The organism is Pseudomonas sp. R1-15 (genome assembly GCF_051132085.1).
GTDB lineage: Bacteria > Pseudomonadota > Gammaproteobacteria > Pseudomonadales > Pseudomonadaceae > Aquipseudomonas.
Window position 1 is genome coordinate 3,178,474 of the sequence record NZ_CP071660.1, and the last position, 17,813, is coordinate 3,196,286.

General features: G+C 63.4%; 17 protein-coding genes. 8 read left to right on the forward strand and 9 right to left on the reverse strand.

Features of this window, described 5'->3' with window-relative positions:
* Positions 1-74: 74 nt before the first annotated feature.
* The 7 genes from pqqA to pedF all read right to left on the reverse strand — a co-directional run bounded on the left by pqqA (position 75) and on the right by pedF (position 7,286).
* Positions 75-146, reverse strand: a complete 72-nt coding sequence (gene pqqA, locus J3P97_RS14305) for a pyrroloquinoline quinone precursor peptide PqqA (protein ID WP_003243383.1) — start codon at positions 144-146, stop codon at positions 75-77.
* 278 nt (positions 147-424) lie between these two features.
* Positions 425-1,945: an acetaldehyde dehydrogenase ExaC gene (gene exaC, locus J3P97_RS14310; RefSeq protein WP_434672018.1), complete on the reverse strand. Its 1,521-nt coding sequence runs from the start codon at positions 1,943-1,945 to the stop codon at positions 425-427.
* Positions 1,946-2,180: 235 nt separating this feature from the next.
* The gene (locus tag J3P97_RS14315; protein WP_434600872.1) at positions 2,181-3,956 is read right to left on the reverse strand and encodes a PQQ-dependent methanol/ethanol family dehydrogenase; all 1,776 of its coding nucleotides are present in this window, start codon (positions 3,954-3,956) and stop codon (positions 2,181-2,183) included.
* A gap of 266 nt (positions 3,957-4,222) precedes the next feature.
* Positions 4,223-5,161 (reverse strand): quinoprotein relay system zinc metallohydrolase 1, encoded by a 939-nt coding sequence (locus tag J3P97_RS14320; protein WP_434672019.1) that lies wholly within the window; start codon positions 5,159-5,161, stop codon positions 4,223-4,225.
* Positions 5,162-5,177: 16 nt separating this feature from the next.
* Entirely contained in the window at positions 5,178-5,933 is a 756-nt protein-coding gene (locus tag J3P97_RS14325) for a quinoprotein dehydrogenase-associated SoxYZ-like carrier (protein ID WP_434672020.1), read from the reverse strand.
* A gap of 10 nt (positions 5,934-5,943) precedes the next feature.
* Complete coding sequence (locus J3P97_RS14330) at positions 5,944-6,819, reverse strand: substrate-binding periplasmic protein (protein WP_434672021.1); 876 nt, start codon at positions 6,817-6,819, stop codon at positions 5,944-5,946.
* A 5-nt stretch (positions 6,820-6,824) separates the two neighbouring features.
* Complete coding sequence (gene pedF / locus J3P97_RS14335) at positions 6,825-7,286, reverse strand: cytochrome c-550 PedF (RefSeq protein ID WP_434574013.1); 462 nt, start codon at positions 7,284-7,286, stop codon at positions 6,825-6,827.
* 252 nt (positions 7,287-7,538) lie between these two features.
* Between pedF and exaA the strand changes: the two genes are divergently transcribed.
* On the forward strand, positions 7,539-9,395 hold the full coding sequence (gene exaA / locus J3P97_RS14340; RefSeq protein WP_434672022.1) for a quinoprotein ethanol dehydrogenase: 1,857 nt from the start codon (positions 7,539-7,541) through the stop codon (positions 9,393-9,395).
* Positions 9,396-9,541: 146 nt separating this feature from the next.
* Positions 9,542-10,186 (forward strand): pentapeptide repeat-containing protein, encoded by a 645-nt coding sequence (locus tag J3P97_RS14345; protein WP_434672023.1) that lies wholly within the window; start codon positions 9,542-9,544, stop codon positions 10,184-10,186.
* Positions 10,187-10,331: 145 nt separating this feature from the next.
* On the opposite strand, the gene J3P97_RS14350 is transcribed toward J3P97_RS14345, so the two are convergent.
* Together J3P97_RS14350 and J3P97_RS14355 are read right to left on the reverse strand one after the other, a co-directional pair.
* Positions 10,332-10,970 carry a response regulator gene (locus tag J3P97_RS14350; RefSeq protein WP_434672024.1) on the reverse strand — a complete coding sequence of 213 codons (639 nt, stop codon included), beginning with the start codon at positions 10,968-10,970 and terminating at the stop codon, positions 10,332-10,334.
* Positions 10,967-12,223 carry a histidine kinase gene (locus J3P97_RS14355; protein ID WP_434672025.1) on the reverse strand — a complete coding sequence of 419 codons (1,257 nt, stop codon included), beginning with the start codon at positions 12,221-12,223 and terminating at the stop codon, positions 10,967-10,969. The genes J3P97_RS14350 and J3P97_RS14355 overlap by 4 nt, the downstream gene beginning before the upstream one ends.
* A 398-nt stretch (positions 12,224-12,621) precedes the next feature.
* Between J3P97_RS14355 and J3P97_RS14360 the strand changes: the two genes are divergently transcribed.
* From J3P97_RS14360 to J3P97_RS14385, 6 genes are all read left to right on the forward strand, one after another.
* Entirely contained in the window at positions 12,622-13,788 is a 1,167-nt protein-coding gene (locus J3P97_RS14360) for an ABC transporter substrate-binding protein (protein WP_434672026.1), read from the forward strand.
* Positions 13,789-13,814: 26 nt separating this feature from the next.
* Positions 13,815-14,789 (forward strand): YVTN family beta-propeller repeat protein, encoded by a 975-nt coding sequence (locus J3P97_RS14365; protein WP_434672027.1) that lies wholly within the window; start codon positions 13,815-13,817, stop codon positions 14,787-14,789.
* Complete coding sequence (locus J3P97_RS14370; RefSeq protein WP_434672028.1) at positions 14,786-15,517, forward strand: ABC transporter ATP-binding protein; 732 nt, start codon at positions 14,786-14,788, stop codon at positions 15,515-15,517. The genes J3P97_RS14365 and J3P97_RS14370 overlap by 4 nt, the downstream gene beginning before the upstream one ends.
* A complete protein-coding gene (locus tag J3P97_RS14375; protein WP_434672029.1) occupies positions 15,514-16,305 on the forward strand; it encodes an ABC transporter permease in 792 nt (263 codons plus the stop codon). The genes J3P97_RS14370 and J3P97_RS14375 overlap by 4 nt, the downstream gene beginning before the upstream one ends.
* Positions 16,306-16,540: 235 nt before the next feature.
* The gene (locus tag J3P97_RS14380) at positions 16,541-17,074 is read left to right on the forward strand and encodes a PQQ-dependent catabolism-associated CXXCW motif protein (RefSeq protein ID WP_434600884.1); all 534 of its coding nucleotides are present in this window, start codon (positions 16,541-16,543) and stop codon (positions 17,072-17,074) included.
* Positions 17,075-17,127: 53 nt separating this feature from the next.
* Positions 17,128-17,793: a response regulator transcription factor gene (locus J3P97_RS14385; protein ID WP_305500841.1), complete on the forward strand. Its 666-nt coding sequence runs from the start codon at positions 17,128-17,130 to the stop codon at positions 17,791-17,793.
* Positions 17,794-17,813: the final 20 nt, after the last annotated feature.

The following is a 17,813-nucleotide window of genomic DNA, read 5'->3' on the forward strand; positions in this document are numbered from 1 at the left end:
CCTAAAGCATCGCGCCGTGAATGCAATCCGACCAATGGGTAGCCCGGCCCGAACGCGTCAGGCCGGGCCGGCACTCATCGGTTGGCGAAGTACATCGTCACTTCAAAGCCGATACGCAGGTCGGTGTACGCGGGTTTAGTCCACATGGGTCTTTCCTCTTCTTGTACCGGGCGATTCCGGCAGGTTCATTAATGCACGGGGCGGCCTGGGGCCGAATGCTACTTTCGAAGGAGTGCACGGGGTGCGTTGGTATTAGCAACAGCGATTACCGTGGCGAGGGAGCTTGCTCCCGCTGGGCTGCGCAGCAGCCCCAAAAATAGCCGCTACACAATCAATGCTTTGCCTTGAAGAAGGGGGCCGCTTCCGCGGCCCAGCGGGAGCAAGCTCCCTCGCCACAGGGCTCAGTTAATGGATGCGGCGAGGATCAGAAGAACCCCAACGGATTGACGTCATAGCTCACCAGCAGGTTCTTGGTCTGCTGATAATGGTCGAGCATCATCTTGTGCGTCTCACGCCCGACGCCGGACTTCTTGTAGCCACCAAACGCCGCATGCGCCGGGTACAGGTGGTAGCAGTTGGTCCAGACGCGTCCGGCCTTGATTGCCCGGCCCATGCGGTAGGCGCGGTTGATGTCGCGGGTCCAGAGGCCGGCGCCGAGACCGAACTCGGTGTCGTTGGCGATGGCCAGGGCTTCGGCTTCGTCCTTGAAGGTGGTCACGCCCACCACCGGCCCGAAGATTTCTTCCTGGAACACGCGCATCTTGTTGTGGCCCTTGAGCAGGGTCGGCTGGATGTAATAGCCGCTCGACAGGTCGCCTTCAAGGCGTTCCGCCGCGCCGCCGGTGAGCAATTCGGCACCCTCTTCCCGGGCGATGTCCAGGTACGAAAGGATCTTGTCGTACTGCTGTTCGGACGCCTGGGCGCCGACCATGGTTTCGGTGTCCAGCGGGTTGCCGCGCTTGATCTGCTGGATCTTCTTCAGCACCACTTGCATGAATTCGTCGTAGATCGACTCCTGGACCAGCGCCCGGGATGGGCAGGTGCAGACTTCACCCTGGTTGAAGAACGCCAGCACCAGGCCTTCGGCAGCTTTTTCGATGAACGCCGGTTCGGCCTGCATGATGTCTTCGAAGAAGATGTTCGGCGACTTGCCTCCCAGTTCCACGGTGGACGGGATGATGTTTTCGGCGGCGCATTTCATGATGTGCGAGCCGACCGGGGTGGAACCGGTGAAGGCGATCTTGGCGATGCGTTTGCTGGTGGCCAGGGCTTCACCGGCTTCGCGGCCGAAGCCATGGACGATGTTCAGGACGCCGGCTGGCAGCAGGTCGGCGATCAGCTCGGCGAACACGGTGATCGACAGCGGCGTCTGCTCCGCCGGCTTGAGCACGATGCAGTTGCCGGCCGCCAGGGCCGGGGCGAGTTTCCAGGCGGCCATCAACAACGGGAAGTTCCACGGAATGATCTGCCCGACCACGCCCAGCGGTTCATGGAAATGGTAGGCCGTGGTCAATTCGTTGATTTCGGCGGCCCCGCCCTCCTGGGCGCGGATGCAGCCAGCGAAATAACGGAAATGATCAGCCGCGAGCGGTACGTCGGCATTGAGGGTTTCGCGCACGGCCTTGCCGTTGTCCCAGGTCTCGCTCACGGCGAGGAGCTCCAGGTTCTGCTCGATACGGTCGGCGATTTTCAACAGCACCCGGGAGCGATCCTGGACCGAGGTTTTGCCCCAGGCGTCGGCAGCGGCATGGGCGGCGTCGAGGGCCTTGTCGATGTCGGCGGCGCTGGAGCGCGGAAACTCGCCGATGACTTCGCCGTTGACCGGCGACGTGTTGGTGAAGTACTCAGCGTGGACCGGCGGAACGAATTCGCCGCCGATGAAATTGCCATAGCGCGGCTTGAAGGAAACGACGGCGCCTGGGGTTCCGGGTTGTGCGTAAATCATGATGGGCCTCTGCCTGGTCGATGCCTGTCGCGGGACAGGCGATAGGCCGATGGTAGAGAGCCCCGCGCGATGGACGAATGCGTCATTGGCAGGGGGCGCTCTCGTTATTTGGTCGTAGGTCTGTGGGAGCGAGCCTGCTCGCGAAGGCGGCGGATCAGTCAACATCAATGCAGGATGTTCTGGCCCCTTCGCGAGCAGGCTCGCTCCCACAGGTTCTACATCTGCCAAAACTGCTTTAGCGCTTGGCCACCAGCTCTTTCGGCAACTTGAACGTCCAGAGCATGCCGCCCTGGTTGAAGTCCTTCACGCGCTTGGCCACTTCGCCGCCCCACAGCGGTACCGCGCCGCCCCAGCCGGAGACCACCGAGACGTACTGCTCGCCGTCCATCTCCCAGGTAATCGGCGAGCCGAGCACGCCGGAACCGGTCTGGAACTCCCAGACTTTTTCCCCGGTCTTCGCGTTGAAGGCTTGCAGGAAACCTTCAGGCGTACCGGTGAATACCAGGTTGCCCTTGGTGGTCAGCACCCCGCCCCACAGCGGCGCGAAGTTCTTGTGGCGCCAGACTTCCTTGCCGGTCTTCGGGTCGATGGCCCGCAGCACGCCGATGTAATCCTCGTTCAGTGGCTTGATGGTGAACCCGGCCCCGAGGAACGCCGCGCCTTTCTTGTAGGCGATGCCCTCGTTCCAGATGTCCATGCCCCACTCGTTGGACGGCACGTAGAACAGACCGGTGTCCTGGTTATAGGCCATCGGCATCCAGTTCTTCGCGCCGAGGAACGCCGGGGCGACGAACACCGAACTGCCCTTGGCTTCGCTGCCCGGTGCGCCCGGGCGGCTGGTGTCTACGTAGATCGGGCGCCCGTCCTTGTCCAGGCCGGAGGCCCAGGTGATCTTGTCGACGAACGGGAAACCACGGATGAACTTGCCATTGGTGCGGTCGAGCACGTAGAAGAAACCGTTACGATCGGCCGTCGCTGCCGCCTTGATGTCCTTGCCACCGTCCTTGTAGTTGAACGAGATCAGTTCATTGACGCCGTCGTAGTCCCAACCGTCGTGTGGCGTGCTCTGGAAGTGCCACTTGATGGTGCCGTCGTCCGGGTTCAGCGCCAGGCGCGACGAGGAATAGAGGTTGTCGCCAGGGCGCAGGTGGGAGTTCCACGGTGCCGGGTTGCCGGTACCGAACAATAGGAGGTTGGTTTCCGGATCGTAGTAACCGCCCAGCCAAGGCGCGGCACCGCCGGTTTTCCACAGATCGCCGGGCCAGGTCTTGCCGGCCTCGCCGCCGGAAATACCATTCTCCACGGCTTTGCCGTCCTTGTAGACGTAGCCCATGTGGCCTTCCACGGTCGGCCGCGTCCAGAGCAGTTCGCCGTTTTTCGGGTCGAAGGCGCTGATCTGCCCGACCACGCCAAACTCGCCGCCCGCCACGCCGGTGATGAGCTTGCCATTGACGACCATGGGCGCGGCGCTGATGGAATAACCTTCCTTGTGGTCAGCGACTTTTTTGCTCCACACCACCTTGCCGGTGTCCTTGTTCAAGGCCACCAGCTTGGCGTCCAGCGTGCCGAAGAACACCAGGTCGCCATACAGCGCCACGCCACGGTTGATCACGTCGCAGCAGGGACGGATGTCGTCGGGCAGGCGCGCATCGTATTGCCAGAGTTTCTTGCCGGTACGTGCGTCCACCGCGAACACCCGCGAATAGGAGCCGGTGAGGTACATCACCCCGTCCTTGATCATCGGCTGGGCCTGCTGGCCGCGCTGCTTTTCGCCGCCGAAGGAAAACGCCCAGACCGGCCGCAGGTCCTTGACGTTGTTCACATTAAGCGTGTCGAGCGGGCTATAACGTTGGCCCTGCACACCGAGGCCGTTGGTCACGACTTGCTGCGGATTTTTCGGGTCCTGGAGAATTTCCTGGTCGGTCACGGCGGCCAAGGCCGAGCCGGACAGCAGCATGGCACTGAGCAGCAGGCTCACGGCGAAGGATTGGCGACGTGCGGGATGAGTCATGACGGCTACCTCTGCGGTTATTGTTATACCCGGGAAATTTTCCCGGTCTGCCACAGATTCTTGGGCTCGGCGCCGTCGCCAACAATTGCCCGCAATGTTGAGTTTTCTAGTTCCTTGGTACATGTCCCCCGTGGCGAGGGAGCTTGCTCCCGCTGGGGCGCGCAGCGGCCCTAAGATAGCCGGTCAACATTGATAACCAGGGTGACAACAGAAGGGCTGCTGCGCAGCCCAGCGGGAGCAAGCTCCCTCGCCACGGGGATGAGTGATCAGTCAGGGTTTTGGGTGTCCACCCGCCTCATCCCCGCCCGCTCATAACGCGGGTAAAGATGGCTGACGCTGCGAATCAATTCATAACGGCTCAGGCTGATCGCGGCGAAGCGCTCGGGGATGGGGCTACGGATCATCTCGGCCATGTCGTCGCCCCGGGCCGCGCCGTCGCGCATCAGTTGGTCGAGCCAGCCAAGGTAATCTCGCATCTGCGCGAATGGCCGGGCATCCGCCGCCAGCGGACCATGTCCGGGCACGATCTGCTTCCATGGCAGGCCCTGCAAGGTGTCCAGGTCCTTGAGCCATACCTCCAGGCCGGGACTGTTCGGGGTGGTCAGCGCTCGCTCATAAAACACCAGGTCGCCGGCGAACAGCACACCCGTGGTTTCATCAAGGATCGCCAGGTCCGCCCCGGTATGCCCGGCCAGCGCCAGCAAGCGCAACGAATGCTCACCCACCCGCAGCGTGCCGGGGCTCAACGCCTGCGTCGGCAGCACCACCTCGGTGCCGCGCATCCAGTCGCCCACCAGCCGGTACATGTTTTCCGCCATCGCGTCGCCCTGCTGTCGCAGCAGATCGGTGGTGCCGGGCAGCGCCCCGATGGGCACATCGCTGAAGGCCTGGTTGCCCAATACATGGTCAGGGTGATGATGAGTCAGCAGCACCTGAGCCACCGGCTTGTCAGTCGTTGCGGCGATGGCCTGGCGCAGCGCCTCGCCGTAGCGCTTCGACGGTCCGGTGTCGATGACCACCACGCCGGCCTCGGTGACGATGAACGCGGTATTGACGATATTGCCGCCGTTGGCCTTGGCAAAATTATCCGTGCTGCCTTCCAGCAGCCACGTGCCCTCAGCGATCTGCCGTGGCTTGAGCGAATACTCGGTGGCGGACCAGGCCGGCAGGCACAGCCCAAGACAGATCAGCAACAACCAGCGCATGGCGTGCTCCTTGTGGTCAGGGAATGGCAGCTTCGAACTCGTTGCCGCTGGTGTCGCGCAGCAACAGGCGGGTCTGTCCCGGGCCCTGGATGTCGAAGCCCAGGGAGGGGTTTTCGCTGACCGCCGGAAACAGCTCCAGGCGCGCCAACAGCTTGCCGTCGGCATCCAGCAGCCGAGCCTGGTTGATGAAAAACTCCGGGATGCCGCTGACCAGGCCGTTGTCCATGGGGTGGGCAACCTGCAGACGCAGGCGACTCGAATCGCCCCGCGGGTAGCGACCGCCCAGCACTTCGCCCAAGTGCTCCTCCCAACCCGGTTGGGTGCGCACGACGCTGGGCGCGGTGCAGCCGCCACCCGCCGCGTCGATCAGCGTCGAACCGACGTGCCACAGCCCGTCGCGGGTCTGCACCGCCGCACGCAATGGAGTGGCTTGCTCGATGCGAATACGGATCGACAGCCAGGGCAGCACCCGTTCCGTGGGCTGGAAGTCGATAATCTTCGGCAGCGGGTTCAATTCGGCCCAGGCCAATATACGCACGACGTCGCCGGTAAAGGCGCGGGCATCGATTTCCAGCGGCACTTGGCGCGCGTCTTCGGCAAACGGTGGCGCCAGCAGCCGGACTCGCTCGTCGAACACGAACGGCGCGTCCGCCAGCAGTTGCTTGTGATAGAAAGCCCACATCACGGAAGGCACCGGGTCCTTTCCCGGCTCGATCGCGCTCGCCATCAACGGCAGGCAACACCACAGCAGGCCCCACGCTCGCCAGTTCATCGCTGCGCTCCTATTGATACATGTCCGGCACTTCGTAGCGCAGGCCATAGCGGGCATACACGGCCTTGAGGCTGCCGTCGCGGATCAACGCTTCCAAGGCTTCCTCCACCGCATAGGCCAGTTGCCGGTTGCTTTCGTGCACGGCCATGCCGATTTCCCAGCGCTGCTTGCCCATGTTCGGATAAGCGTTCTCCGCCAGGGCCAATTGCGGATCAGCCGTCCGGCGCACTTGCCAGTCGATTTCCCCGCGCATCGCCATGACGGCATCAACCTCCCCGGCCTGCATGGCGCCGAAGGCCTTGGCAACGCTGGGGTAATGGCGAGTCTTGGCGCTGAGCATGCCGTTGAACACGGACGTCAGGTAGAACGACGGCACGCTGTCGACTTCAACGCCAATCGGGTGTTGCTGGAACACCGCAACGCTGCCCACCGAGTCCAGTCGACGCCGGTCGTACGCCACTTGCCAGCATTCCTGCTGATACGGACCGAACATCACGACCTGGGCGTTCTCCAGCTCGCCAACGTCGTTGCGCCTTTGCACATAGTCATGGTCATAAGGCACTCGCATCATCAGATCGGCCAGTTGTCGATCGTGCAGTGGACTGCTGCGCCAGATGTAGTCGCGCAAGTCGTCGTCGAGCTTCTCGCCGGGCGGTGCCCAGAGCAATTTCAGCCGTACGCCCAGGGCCTTGGCCAGGGCCTGCGCCAGCTCCACGTCAACGCCCCGCGGCTGGCCTTGGTCTTCAAAGCTGTAGGGGGCAAAATCCTTGTAGACCGCGACCTTCAATTCACCGGCGGCAATCATCTGGTCATAGCTGCGCACCTGCGCCTGCACCGCCTGGCCACACAGCAGCAGGCTGCACATCACCCACGCGAACAGGCGCATGACAATCACTCCTCGACGTGCACGCTGTCCAGGTAGGTACGCACCGCCCACAGCGCTTCCTGGCTCAGGTAATCGGCCATTTTTGGCATATACACCCGGCCATCGCGCACCGCGCCATGGCGCACGCGTTCGACAAACCATTCATCGCCAGCCTCGGCGGCGTCGAGCATGCGCAAGTCCGGGGCGATACCGCCGGACTTGGCCTCAAGGCCATGGCAGGCCGCGCAGTTCTGGTTGTAGGCCGAGGCGCCGATCTCCACGGCTTTTTCGCGTTCGGGAGAATTGCGATACGGGTTCTGTGCCGCCCAGCCGTCGGCATCCAACGGCAGGTTGGTGTCCTTGATCGGCGTCAGCCCTTGGGTTTCCACTGCCTGGGGCACTACGTTGCCATGGGCCCATGCCGAGCCTGCGCCAGTCAGCCCTATCAGCAATGCGCTAGCGATGATGGCGTTGCGTTTTGTTGTCATTGTTATGCCCTCGAAATTGCACGCAAGACCTCTTCACAGAGGCCGTGCCGTCATCTTAGGAAGCGCCCGCCGCCGGCCGAATGCTGCTTTGGTGGCCGGGGTCTAGTTCCTTGGTAGCGGGCCATACGACGCAAGTCGCAAAGACAGGCGTTTTGGGAAGTCTTCCCGGCAAGGGCGGGACTTTTTCCGTATCCGACACGGGTGCAGGCACCTGACCCTAGTCAGGCCAAAACCTCACTGGGAAATCCCACCATGACAATAAAAACGCTACCTGCCCTCTCCTCCCTGAGCGTTGCCTTGCTGCTCGCCGGCGGCCTGTCCCTGGGGCCGCAGGCGCACGCCGCCGTGACCTGGGAAGACATTGCCAACGATCACCTGACGACGAAGGACGTGCTGCAATACGGCATGGGCACCAACGCCCAGCGCTGGAGTCCGCTGGCCCAGGTCAACGACAAGAACGTGTTCAAGCTCACCCCGGCCTGGTCCTACTCGTTCGGCGACGAAAAACAGCGCGGCCAGGAATCCCAGGCGATCGTCAGCGACGGCGTGGTGTATGTCACCGGATCCTATTCCCGGGTGTTCGCCCTCGACGCCCGGACCGGCAAACGTCTGTGGACCTACAACCACCGCCTGCCAGACAACATCCGGCCGTGCTGCGATGTGGTGAACCGTGGCGCGGCCATTTATGGCGACAAGATCTACTTCGGGACTCTGGACGCACGGGTGGTTGCCCTGGACAAGAACACCGGCAAGGTGGTCTGGAACAAGAAATTCGGCGACCACGCCGGCGGCTACACCATGACCGGCGCCCCAGTGCTGATCAAGGACAAGACCAGCGGCAAGGTCCTGCTGATCCACGGCAGCTCCGGCGACGAGTTCGGTGTCGTCGGGCAATTGTTCGCCCGCGACCCGGACACCGGTGAAGAGGTCTGGATGCGGCCGTTTGTCGAAGGCCACATGGGCCGCCTCAACGGCAAGGACAGCACGCCGACCGGCGACGTCAAGGCGCCCTCCTGGCCTGACGACAAAACCACCGAGACCGGTAAGGTCGAGGCCTGGAGCCACGGTGGCGGCGCGCCTTGGCAGAGCGCCAGTTTCGACCCCGAGACCAATACCGTCATCGTCGGCGCGGGCAACCCCGGCCCGTGGAACACCTGGGCGCGCACCGCCAAGGACGGCAACCCGCATGACTACGACAGCCTCTACACCTCGGGCCAGGTGGGAGTCGATCCAAGCACTGGCGAAGTGAAGTGGTTCTACCAGCACACGCCCAATGACGCCTGGGATTTCTCCGGCAACAACGAGCTGGTGCTGTTCGACTACAAGGACAAGGACGGCAAACAGGTGAAGGCCACCGCCCACGCCGACCGCAACGGTTTTTTCTACGTGGTGGATCGCAACAACGGCAAGCTGCAGAACGCGTTCCCCTTCGTCGACAACATCACCTGGGCCAGCCACATCGACCTGAAGACGGGGCGTCCCGTGGAGAACCCCGGCCAGCGTCCGGCCAAGCCGTTGCCAGGCGAAACCAAGGGTAAACCGGTGGAGGTTTCGCCGCCGTTCCTCGGCGGCAAGAACTGGAACCCCATGGCGTACAGCCAGGACACCGGGCTGTTCTATGTGCCCGGCAACCAGTGGAAGGAGGAGTACTGGACCGAGGAGGTCAGCTACAAAAAAGGCTCGGCCTACCTGGGCATGGGTTTTCGCATCAAGCGCATGTACGACGATCACGTCGGCAGCCTGCGGGCGATGAACCCCACCACCGGCAAGGTGGTGTGGGAGCACAAGGAGCCGCTGCCGTTGTGGGCCGGTGTGCTGGCAACCAAGGGCAACCTGGTGTTCACCGGCACCGGTGACGGCTTCTTCAAGGCCTTCGACGCGAAAACCGGCAAGGAGCTGTGGAAGTTCCAGACCGGCAGCGGCATCGTCTCCCCGCCCATCACCTGGGAACAGGACGGCGAGCAGTACATCGGTGTGACCGTCGGTTATGGCGGCGCCGTGCCGTTGTGGGGCGGCGACATGGCCGAACTGACCAAACCGGTGGCCCAGGGCGGGTCGTTCTGGGTGTTCAAGATTCCGAGTTGGGATAAAGCGACGGCGCAGAAATAATCCTGAGCCAATTGGGATCTGACCTACATCACAATACCTGTGGGAGCGAGCCTGCTCGCGAAAGCCCAGTGCCAGTCAATATCAATACAGGCTGAACCACCGCTTTCGCGAGCAGGCTCGCTCCCACAGTTGACCGAGTTCCTGACATGAAATGCTTGCCGCTTCTATTTCTGTTCGTTGGCGCCATTGCCCATGCCGACGAACCCGACACCCCTCTGACCATCAACGGCTGCCTCATCGCCGAATCCAGTCAATGCCCTGGCGCTAACCTGCGGGGCGCCAACCTGGCGAGCCAGGACCTGCGCAAGATGAATCTCGCCGGTGCCGACTTGCGCGATGCCGACCTGCGTCATGCGCGGCTGGACCTGGCCAACCTTGAAAAGGCGCAGCTCCAGGGCGCCAACCTGAACCGTGCCAGCCTGCAACAGAGCAACCTGCGCCTGGCGAATTTCAGCGGCGCCACGCTCAAGGCAATCCAGGGCTGGGGGCTGTTCGCCCAGGGCGCACAGTTCCAGCGGGCCGACCTGAGCGGTGCCTACCTACAGTTCGCCCGTTTGTCCGGGGCTCGCCTGCACGAGGCCAACCTGCAAGCCGCCGACCTGGAGATGGCCTGGCTGAGCAAGGCCGACCTCAAGGGCGCCGACCTGCGCGATGCCAACCTGCAAGAGGTCAAGCTCGCTGAAAGCAACCTGGAACAGGCCAACCTGAATGGCTCGCGCCAGCATTACGGGAATTTCCAGGATGCGAATATGCAGGACTGCATCGGTTGCCCCACAAGTTGGGATCACTGAGACCGTGGCGAGGGAGCTTGCTCCCGCTGGGGTGCGAAGCGCCCCCAAAACCAGACACCTCGGAATGTCAGGTTCATTGAATCGAGCTTGTTGGGGCTGCTTCGCTGCCCAGCGGGAGCAAGCTCCCTCGCCACGGATCAGCATTTCACCCAGCCACGCGCACCACGCCCATATCGATTCCCAGGTGGACCAGTTCGGCATGGGAGCTGACCTGCAGCTTGCTCTTGGGCAGCGTCAGATGGTTGGACACGGTCTTGGCGCTGATGCACAGCTGTTCGGCGATGGTCCGCGCCGGGGTGCCCCTGGCGAGCATGACGAAGATCTCCAGTTCGCGTTGGGTCATCGATTGCAGGCGCGGGTCCGCATCGGGCCGGGTGCTGGCGCAGGCCAGTTGGGTCGCCAGCGCCTGCTCGATATAGGCATGGCCGGCCAGCACCCGGCGCACCGCCTCCAGCAATATTTGCGGTGCCGAATTTTTGGTCAGGTAACCCGCTGCGCCGGCGTCCAGCGCCTGGCGCACCAATGGCAGTTCGTCGTGCATGCTGAAAAACAGCACGCGCAGTTGCGGCAAGCGTTGACGCAGGCGGCGGGTGGTTTCCAAGCCGCTGATGCCCGGCAGGCCGAAGTCCATGATCACCAGGTTCGGCACCTGTTCCTGCACCTGGCTCAACGCTTCTTCGCCCGAGGCCGCTTCGCGCACCAGCAGTTCCGGCATCAACGCTCGCAACAGGCTGGCATAACCTTGCCGAACCACAGCGTGATCGTCCACCAACAAGATGTTCATGAAGCCTCCAGGGGAATGTTCAAGGCCAGCGCCCACCCGGCGCCGGGCTGGCTGATGATGCGCAGCTCACCACCAAGGCTGCGGGCCCGTTCGGCCATCGAATGCAGGCCGACACCCGCCCGGGCCGGTTGCTGCGCGCCACGTCCGTTATCGCGCACCAGCAGGCGCAGGCGGCCGCTGCGGTGCTGCAAGCGAATCCGTACCTGATTGGCGTTGGCGTGCCGGGCGATGTTGGTCAGTGCTTCCTGCAACAGGCGATAAAGGTGGGCCTTGTCAGGCCCGGTTATCGACGGCGACGCTCCATCGACTCGCAACTGACAGGCGATCCCGTGTCTGTCCTGCCACTGCCTCGCGAGCAGCCCGATGGCCTCGCACAATGGCAGGTGCTGCAACACCACCGGATACAAGTCGTGGACCAACGCGCGAAAGCCTTTTTGCAGGTGATCGCAGTGTTCTTCCAGTTCGTTTGCCGTCTGCTCCAAGGCTGGCGGCTGATGGATGACCAGGCGCAGCAGACAGGCCCGTGCGCGAATACCGGCCACGTATTGGCCAAGGTCATCGTGCAGCGTCTGCGCCAGGCGCGTGCGCTCCTGCTCCTGCACTGCCAGCAGTGCCCGGGTCAGCCGGGCGTTGTCCGCGCGGGTCTGGGCCAGGGCGGCGGTCATCCGATTGAAATTCTCTGCCAACTGCTGGGCTTCCGAAACGCCTTCGGTGCGCAGGCTGACCTGCAAGTCCCCGGCGGACACCTGGCGCATCGCGTGGAGCAATTCATCCAGCAAACGCACGCCCCGGCGCACCGCCCAGCGAATCACCAGCAAACTGACGAAGAGTGCCATCAGGCAGACGCCAAACAGTTGCGCCAGGGAATCGAGAATCTCGTCAATTTCATCCCGTGGATCAACAGCGATCCAGGCCCGACGTCCATCCTGCAGGACCACCATCTGCGCAGCCGGGCCGTCGGCCAACAGTTGGCGACCCAGCCAGGCCTGCAACCCGGGATCGTTCGCCGGGGCGTTCTCCCCAGGCGCCAGCCAATGCACCCGCACGTGACGCAGGCTGCCGGTGAGCCGCGATTGAAGACTGGTCGGATCACGCTCGGCGGTTTCGCGCAGGTAATGCACCACCGACTCGGCCGATTGCAGTTCGCGCTGCACATCGGCGGTGGCCTGGTGCAGCAGCAGCGTTGCGCAGGCCACGGCGACCAGGGCAAAGAACACCGTGACCCAGAGGTTGATTCGCCAGAGGGCGGACATGGCTAGCGCCCCGATCCTTTGTCTACACCGGCCCCGTGTGGAACACCGGCCTCCTGTAGGACACCGGCCCCCTGTGGGAGCGAGCCTGCTCGCGAAAGCGGTCGCCCAGGCGACGTCATGGGTGGCTGGGCCGCCGTATTCGCGAGCAGGCTCGCTCCCACCGGTAAAGATGGGGGGCGACTAACCCCGATCAGGCTCAGGATCAGCAACAACGGCAACAGCAGCGTCTTGAGTATCCGCACAATCCGTCCGCTCCCTGATGAATGACGTTATCGCCATCCTAAAACCCCGACGCCCGCGCCGAGCTACTACCTTGGTACTGCCCCGGCGGTACTTTCTGCATATTTCCCCGCGCTCGTGGCCTTCCTATGCTGGCGCTACCTGCAATGGAGGATGTCATGCGCCGGCTCGCACGTTTTGCCCTGGTTTATCTGCTGGCTACGACCACCGCTCAGGCCGGCGATGCCGTGGCGTTGCAAGTGCGCATCGGCTACCTGGGTTATCGCCCCGATCCCGGCCCGCTGCTGTCCAATGTGATTGCCGAACCCACCGATGCCGGGCTGCGCGGCGCCGAGCTGGCGATTGTCGACAGCAACAGCACCGGACGTTTTCTCAAGCACGACTACCGCCTCGAAAGCGCCAGCGTAGACAGCCCCGAAGCGCTGCTCCAGGCCGCCCGCGCCCAGCACGATCGGGGCCTGCGGCTGTTCGTGGTGAATGCACCCGCTACCAGCCTGCGCCAGCTCAGCGCCGCCCTGCCCGACAGCCTCCTGTTCAACGCCGGCAGCCCCGACGACAGCCTGCGCACCAGCGACTGCCTGGGCAACGTGCTGCACACCCTGCCTGATCGGGCGACACTCGCCGATGCGCTGATCCAGTTCAGCGTTGTGCGCAAATGGCAGCGCGCCTTGCTGATCGTCGGCCAGACACCCGCGGACCAGGCCTACGCCGCCGCACTGCGCCGGGCCATGAAGCGTTTCGGCATGAAGATCGTCGCCGAGAAACCCTGGCAGTTCGACAACGACCAGCGCCGCAGTGCCCAGGCCGACATGCCGTTGTTCACCCAGACCGCCGAATACGACGTGGTGCTGGTGGCCGACGAGCGCGGCGATTTTGGCGAGTACGTGCCCTACCAGACGTGGTACCCGCGCCCCGTAGCCGGCACCCAGGGATTGACCCCGACCGGCTGGCACAAGACCGTCGAGACCTACGGTGCGGCGCAGTTGCAAAAACGCTTCGAAGCCTTGGCCGGGCGCTGGATGAACGACCGCGACTTCGCCGCCTGGATCGCCGTGCGCAGCATCGCCGCCGCCGTCGGCAAACTGCGTCAGGATGACCCGTTCGCCATCCGCCAACTGGCCCTCGGCGACCAACTGCCGCTCGACGGTTTCAAGGGCCGCAAGCTCAGCTATCGCCCCTGGAACGGCCAATTGCGTCAACCGATTGCGCTGGTCCAGCCACGCGCCCTGGTCAGTACCTCGCCCCAGGACGGGTTCCTGCACCCCAGTAACGAAATGGACAGCTTGGGCTACGACCGGCCCGAAGTCAGCTGCCGCTACCCCTGATCAATAACAACAACAAGGAAAACGCCATGCGCCGCTCCCTGCTTTGCCAGATCCTCGCCTTCGGCGCTGCGTTGATCGCGGCGGGCCCTGCCGTCGCCGCCATCGCCTGGGTCTCCAACGAGAAAGACAACAGCCTGAGCCTGATCGATATGCAGAGCCTGGAAGTCGTCGACACCCTGCCGGTGGGCCAGCGCCCTCGGGGTCTGCTGCTGTCCCATGACAATCGCCTGCTGTACATCTGCGCCAGCGATTCGGATCGCGTCCAGGTGATGGACGTTGCCACCCGCAAGATCATCAAGGAGTTGCCCTCCGGCAAGGACCCCGAACAGTTCGCCCTGCACCCCAACGATCGCTGGCTCTATGTCTCCAACGAAGACGATGCCCTGGTCACGGTGATCGACACCGAAACCTCCGAAGTACTCGGCCAGATCGCTGTGGGCGTCGAGCCCGAAGGCATGGCCGTCAGTCCCGATGGCAAGTGGGCGGTCAATACCAGCGAGACCACCAACATGCTGCACTGGATCGACACCAGCACCCAGACATTGGCCGACAACACCCTGGTGGACCAGCGGCCGCGCTTCGTCGAATTCAACCGCGACGGTACGCAGCTCTGGGCCTCGGCCGAGATCGGCGGCACCTTGAGCATTCTCGACGTCGCCACCCGCCAGGTACTCAAGACCCTGACCTTCCAGATCAAGGGCGTGCACCCGGACAAGGTCCAACCGGTGGGCATCAAGCTCAGCGCCGACGGCAAGCTGGCATTCGTCGCCCTAGGCCCGGCCAACCATGTCGCGGTGATCGACGCGCAAACCTTCGAAGTGCTGGATTACCTGCTGGTGGGTCGACGGGTCTGGCAGTTGGCATTCACCCCGGACCAGAGGCAACTGCTGGCAACCAATGGCGTCAGCGGCGATGTCTCGGTGATCGACGTGCAGAGCCGCAAAGTGTTCAAGTCAGTGAAAGTCGGACGTTATCCGTGGGGCGTGGTGGTCACGCCATGAACGCCCTGGAGGTCAGCGACCTGAGCTTTGCCTACGGCGCGCGCGAAGCCCTGCGCCAGATCAGCTTCAGCCTGCCCGCCGGACGCTTCGCCGCGCTGCTCGGGCCCAACGGTGCCGGCAAGTCGACGCTGATTGCCTTGCTGACGCGCCTGTACGACGTGCAACGCGGCGAGATCCGGGTCGGCGGCCACTCGTTGCAGGGCGCGCCACGCCAGGCCTTGCGCCAGTTGGGGGTGGTGTTCCAGCAAAGCACCCTGGACCTGGACCTGAGCGTCGAACAGAACCTGCGTTATCACCTCGCGCTGCACGGCTTTGCCCGGCGCCAGGCTGACGTCCGGATTGAGCTCGAACTGGCTCGCCAGCACCTGACCGAACGGCGTCACGAGCGGGTGCGCAACCTCAACGGCGGGCATCGGCGCCGGGTGGAAATTGCCCGCGCGCTGCTGCATGAGCCGCGCCTGTTATTGCTCGATGAGCCGAGTGTCGGCCTCGATCCGGCCAGCCGTCAGGCCCTTGGAGAGCATATCCGCCAACTGTGCCGCGAACAGGGCATCAGCGTGCTCTGGACCACGCACCTGCTGGACGAAGTGCAGCCTCGCGATGACTTGCTGATCGTGCATCAGGGGCGGCTGGTCGCCAGCGGTCGCGCCGAGGCGGTGAGCCTGGAACATGGCGGCAGCCTCGGCTCGGCCTTCGATCGATTGACCACCCCGGGAGTGGCCGCATGAATGCGTATTGGCAATGTTTCAGTGGCATCGTGATGCGCGAATGGCTGCGCTTCGTGTTGCAACGCACGCGGTTGCTCAGTGCCCTGGTACGGCCGTTGTTATGGCTGCTGGTGTTCGCCGCCGGCTTCCGGGCCGCCCTGGGCATTGCGATCATCGCGCCCTACGACACCTACATTCCTTATGAGGTGTACATCGTGCCGGGGCTGGCCTGCATGATCCTGCTGTTCAACGGCATGCAGGGCTCACTGTCGATGGTCTATGACCGGGAAATGGGCAGCATGCGCGTACTGCTCACCAGCCCCCTGCCCCGGGCCTTCCTGTTGGCGAGCAAGTTGCTCGCGACTTCGCTGATCTCGCTGATGCAGGTCTATGCCTTTCTCGCCATCGCCTGGTTGTATGGCGTCCAGCCTCCAGCCACGGGCTTGCTGCTGGCGCTTCCGACGTTGCTGCTGGTGGCCTTGATGCTCAGTGCCCTCGGCTTGTTGCTGTCCAATGCGATCCGCCAGTTGGAGAACTTCGCCGGGGTGATGAACTTCGTCATCTTCCCGATGTTTTTCCTGTCTTCGGCGCTGTACCCGCTGTGGAAAATGCTCGAGGCCAGTCCGTGGTTGTACTGGCTGTGCGCGGTGAACCCGTTCACCCACGGCGTGGAGCTGGTGCGCTTCGCCCTGTATGGGCAATTCAACCTGCTGGCAATGTCGGTGTGCGTGGGTCTGAGCCTGGTGTTGGCGTTGCTGGCGGTGTGGACGTTCAATCCGCAGCATGCGGCGTTGCGCAAGGCGAATTAAAGCTACCTGGCAAATATCCCTGTGGGAGCGAGCCTGCTCGCGAAGGCGGTGGATCAGATACATCAATGGCGGCTGGATGACCGCTTTCGCGAGCAGGCTCGCTCCCACAAGGGATTGGTGTGTACGTCCATAATTGGGAAATTACTACTTTAGTACCGGTTCTCCTGTCTATGGTCGCATTCACAAGACCTCGACCGTGGCATGTAATGGGCGCATAACAAGAAGGATAAAACCTATGCCTCGTTTGCTCGCGATCGTCTTGCTGGGCCTGTCGCTGAATGTCGCGCAGGCCGACACCTCGCTGTTTTCCCCGCAGGGCTTTCGCATCACTCAATACCGCAGCCCGACGCCCGCCTCCGCAGACAGCGCGCAAACCGTCGACACCGAAGCCTTGCAGCGCCTGCTAAAGCAAACGCCCGCGCCAGTGCTGATCGACGTCTACCGCCGGCCCTGGGTCCAGGGCCGGTTCATCGACACCGAACCCCATGCCAACCTGCCCGGCAGCTTGTGGCTGGCCAACACCGGCGACGGCGAACTGGACGCGACCTGGCAGGACTACTTCACGTTTTACCTGCGCAAAGCCACCGCCGGCCAGGCCGATCAACCGCTGGTCTTTTACTGCCGCTCCGATTGCTGGTTGAGCTGGAACGCGGTAAAACGCGCCGCCGCCTTGGGCTATAAACATCTGTATTGGTACCGCGACGGCCTGGATGCCTGGGAGGCGGCCAACCTGCCCCTGCAAGCGGCCCGCCCCGAACCCTTGCCCTGAATGGCCGAGAGCCATGCAACTGCCCCAACACGACAATAACGAGGTGAATGGCCATGTATAAAATCCTGATAGCCGACGATCACCCACTGTTTCGCGAAGCCATCCACAACGTCATCAGCGACGGTTTCGCCGGGAGCGAGGTGATGGAAACCGCTGACCTGGACAGCGCCCTGGCGCTGACTCGCGAACACGATGACCTCGACCTGATCCTGCTCGACCTGAACATGCCCGGCATGCACGGCCTCAATGGCCTGATCAACTTGCGCAACGAGGCACCGACCATCCCGGTGGTGATCGTGTCCGCCGAGCAGGACAAGCAGATCGTCCTGCAGGCCATCACCTATGGCGCGGTGGGTTTCATCACCAAGTCGTCGCCGCGCGCGCAGATGACCGACGCCATCGAGCAGATCCTCAACGGCAACGTGTACCTGCCGCCAGACATCATCCGCACCCAGAAGAGCCCGACGGGCCGGCGCCTGAACGAGACCCCGGCGTTCCCGCCGGAACTGCTCCAGGCCCTGACCCGCAAGCAACTGCTGGTGCTCGAACGCATGACCAAAGGCGAGTCGAACAAGCAGATCGCCTACACGCTGGACATCGCCGAAACCACGGTCAAGGCCCACGTCTCGGCGATCCTGCGCAAGCTCAACGTGCATAACCGGGTGCAGGCGATTCTCAGTGCGGGGGATATCGATTTCGGGGCTTACCTGCGGCGTTGAACCGCGGCCTGGAGAAGATC

Bases quoted from the DNA above. Each gene is read 5' to 3' on its own strand.
- J3P97_RS14385 (WP_305500841.1), top strand. From the start codon at position 17,128: ATGTATAAAATCCTGATAGCCGACGATCACCCACTGTTTCGCGAAGCC.
- J3P97_RS14325 (WP_434672020.1), bottom strand. From the start codon at position 5,933: ATGAACTGGCGAGCGTGGGGCCTGCTGTGGTGTTGCCTGCCGTTGATG.
- J3P97_RS14355 (WP_434672025.1), bottom strand. From the start codon at position 12,223: ATGTCCGCCCTCTGGCGAATCAACCTCTGGGTCACGGTGTTCTTTGCC.
- J3P97_RS14375 (WP_434672029.1), top strand. From the start codon at position 15,514: ATGAATGCGTATTGGCAATGTTTCAGTGGCATCGTGATGCGCGAATGG.
- exaC (WP_434672018.1), bottom strand. From the start codon at position 1,945: ATGATTTACGCACAACCCGGAACCCCAGGCGCCGTCGTTTCCTTCAAG.
- J3P97_RS14365 (WP_434672027.1), top strand. From the start codon at position 13,815: ATGCGCCGCTCCCTGCTTTGCCAGATCCTCGCCTTCGGCGCTGCGTTG.
- J3P97_RS14380 (WP_434600884.1), top strand. From the start codon at position 16,541: ATGCCTCGTTTGCTCGCGATCGTCTTGCTGGGCCTGTCGCTGAATGTC.
- J3P97_RS14350 (WP_434672024.1), bottom strand. From the start codon at position 10,970: ATGAACATCTTGTTGGTGGACGATCACGCTGTGGTTCGGCAAGGTTAT.
- J3P97_RS14320 (WP_434672019.1), bottom strand. From the start codon at position 5,161: ATGCGCTGGTTGTTGCTGATCTGTCTTGGGCTGTGCCTGCCGGCCTGG.
- J3P97_RS14330 (WP_434672021.1), bottom strand. From the start codon at position 6,819: ATGCGCCTGTTCGCGTGGGTGATGTGCAGCCTGCTGCTGTGTGGCCAG.
- J3P97_RS14360 (WP_434672026.1), top strand. From the start codon at position 12,622: ATGCGCCGGCTCGCACGTTTTGCCCTGGTTTATCTGCTGGCTACGACC.
- exaA (WP_434672022.1), top strand. From the start codon at position 7,539: ATGACAATAAAAACGCTACCTGCCCTCTCCTCCCTGAGCGTTGCCTTG.
- pedF (WP_434574013.1), bottom strand. From the start codon at position 7,286: ATGACAACAAAACGCAACGCCATCATCGCTAGCGCATTGCTGATAGGG.
- J3P97_RS14345 (WP_434672023.1), top strand. From the start codon at position 9,542: ATGAAATGCTTGCCGCTTCTATTTCTGTTCGTTGGCGCCATTGCCCAT.
- J3P97_RS14370 (WP_434672028.1), top strand. From the start codon at position 14,786: ATGAACGCCCTGGAGGTCAGCGACCTGAGCTTTGCCTACGGCGCGCGC.
- J3P97_RS14315 (WP_434600872.1), bottom strand. From the start codon at position 3,956: ATGACTCATCCCGCACGTCGCCAATCCTTCGCCGTGAGCCTGCTGCTC.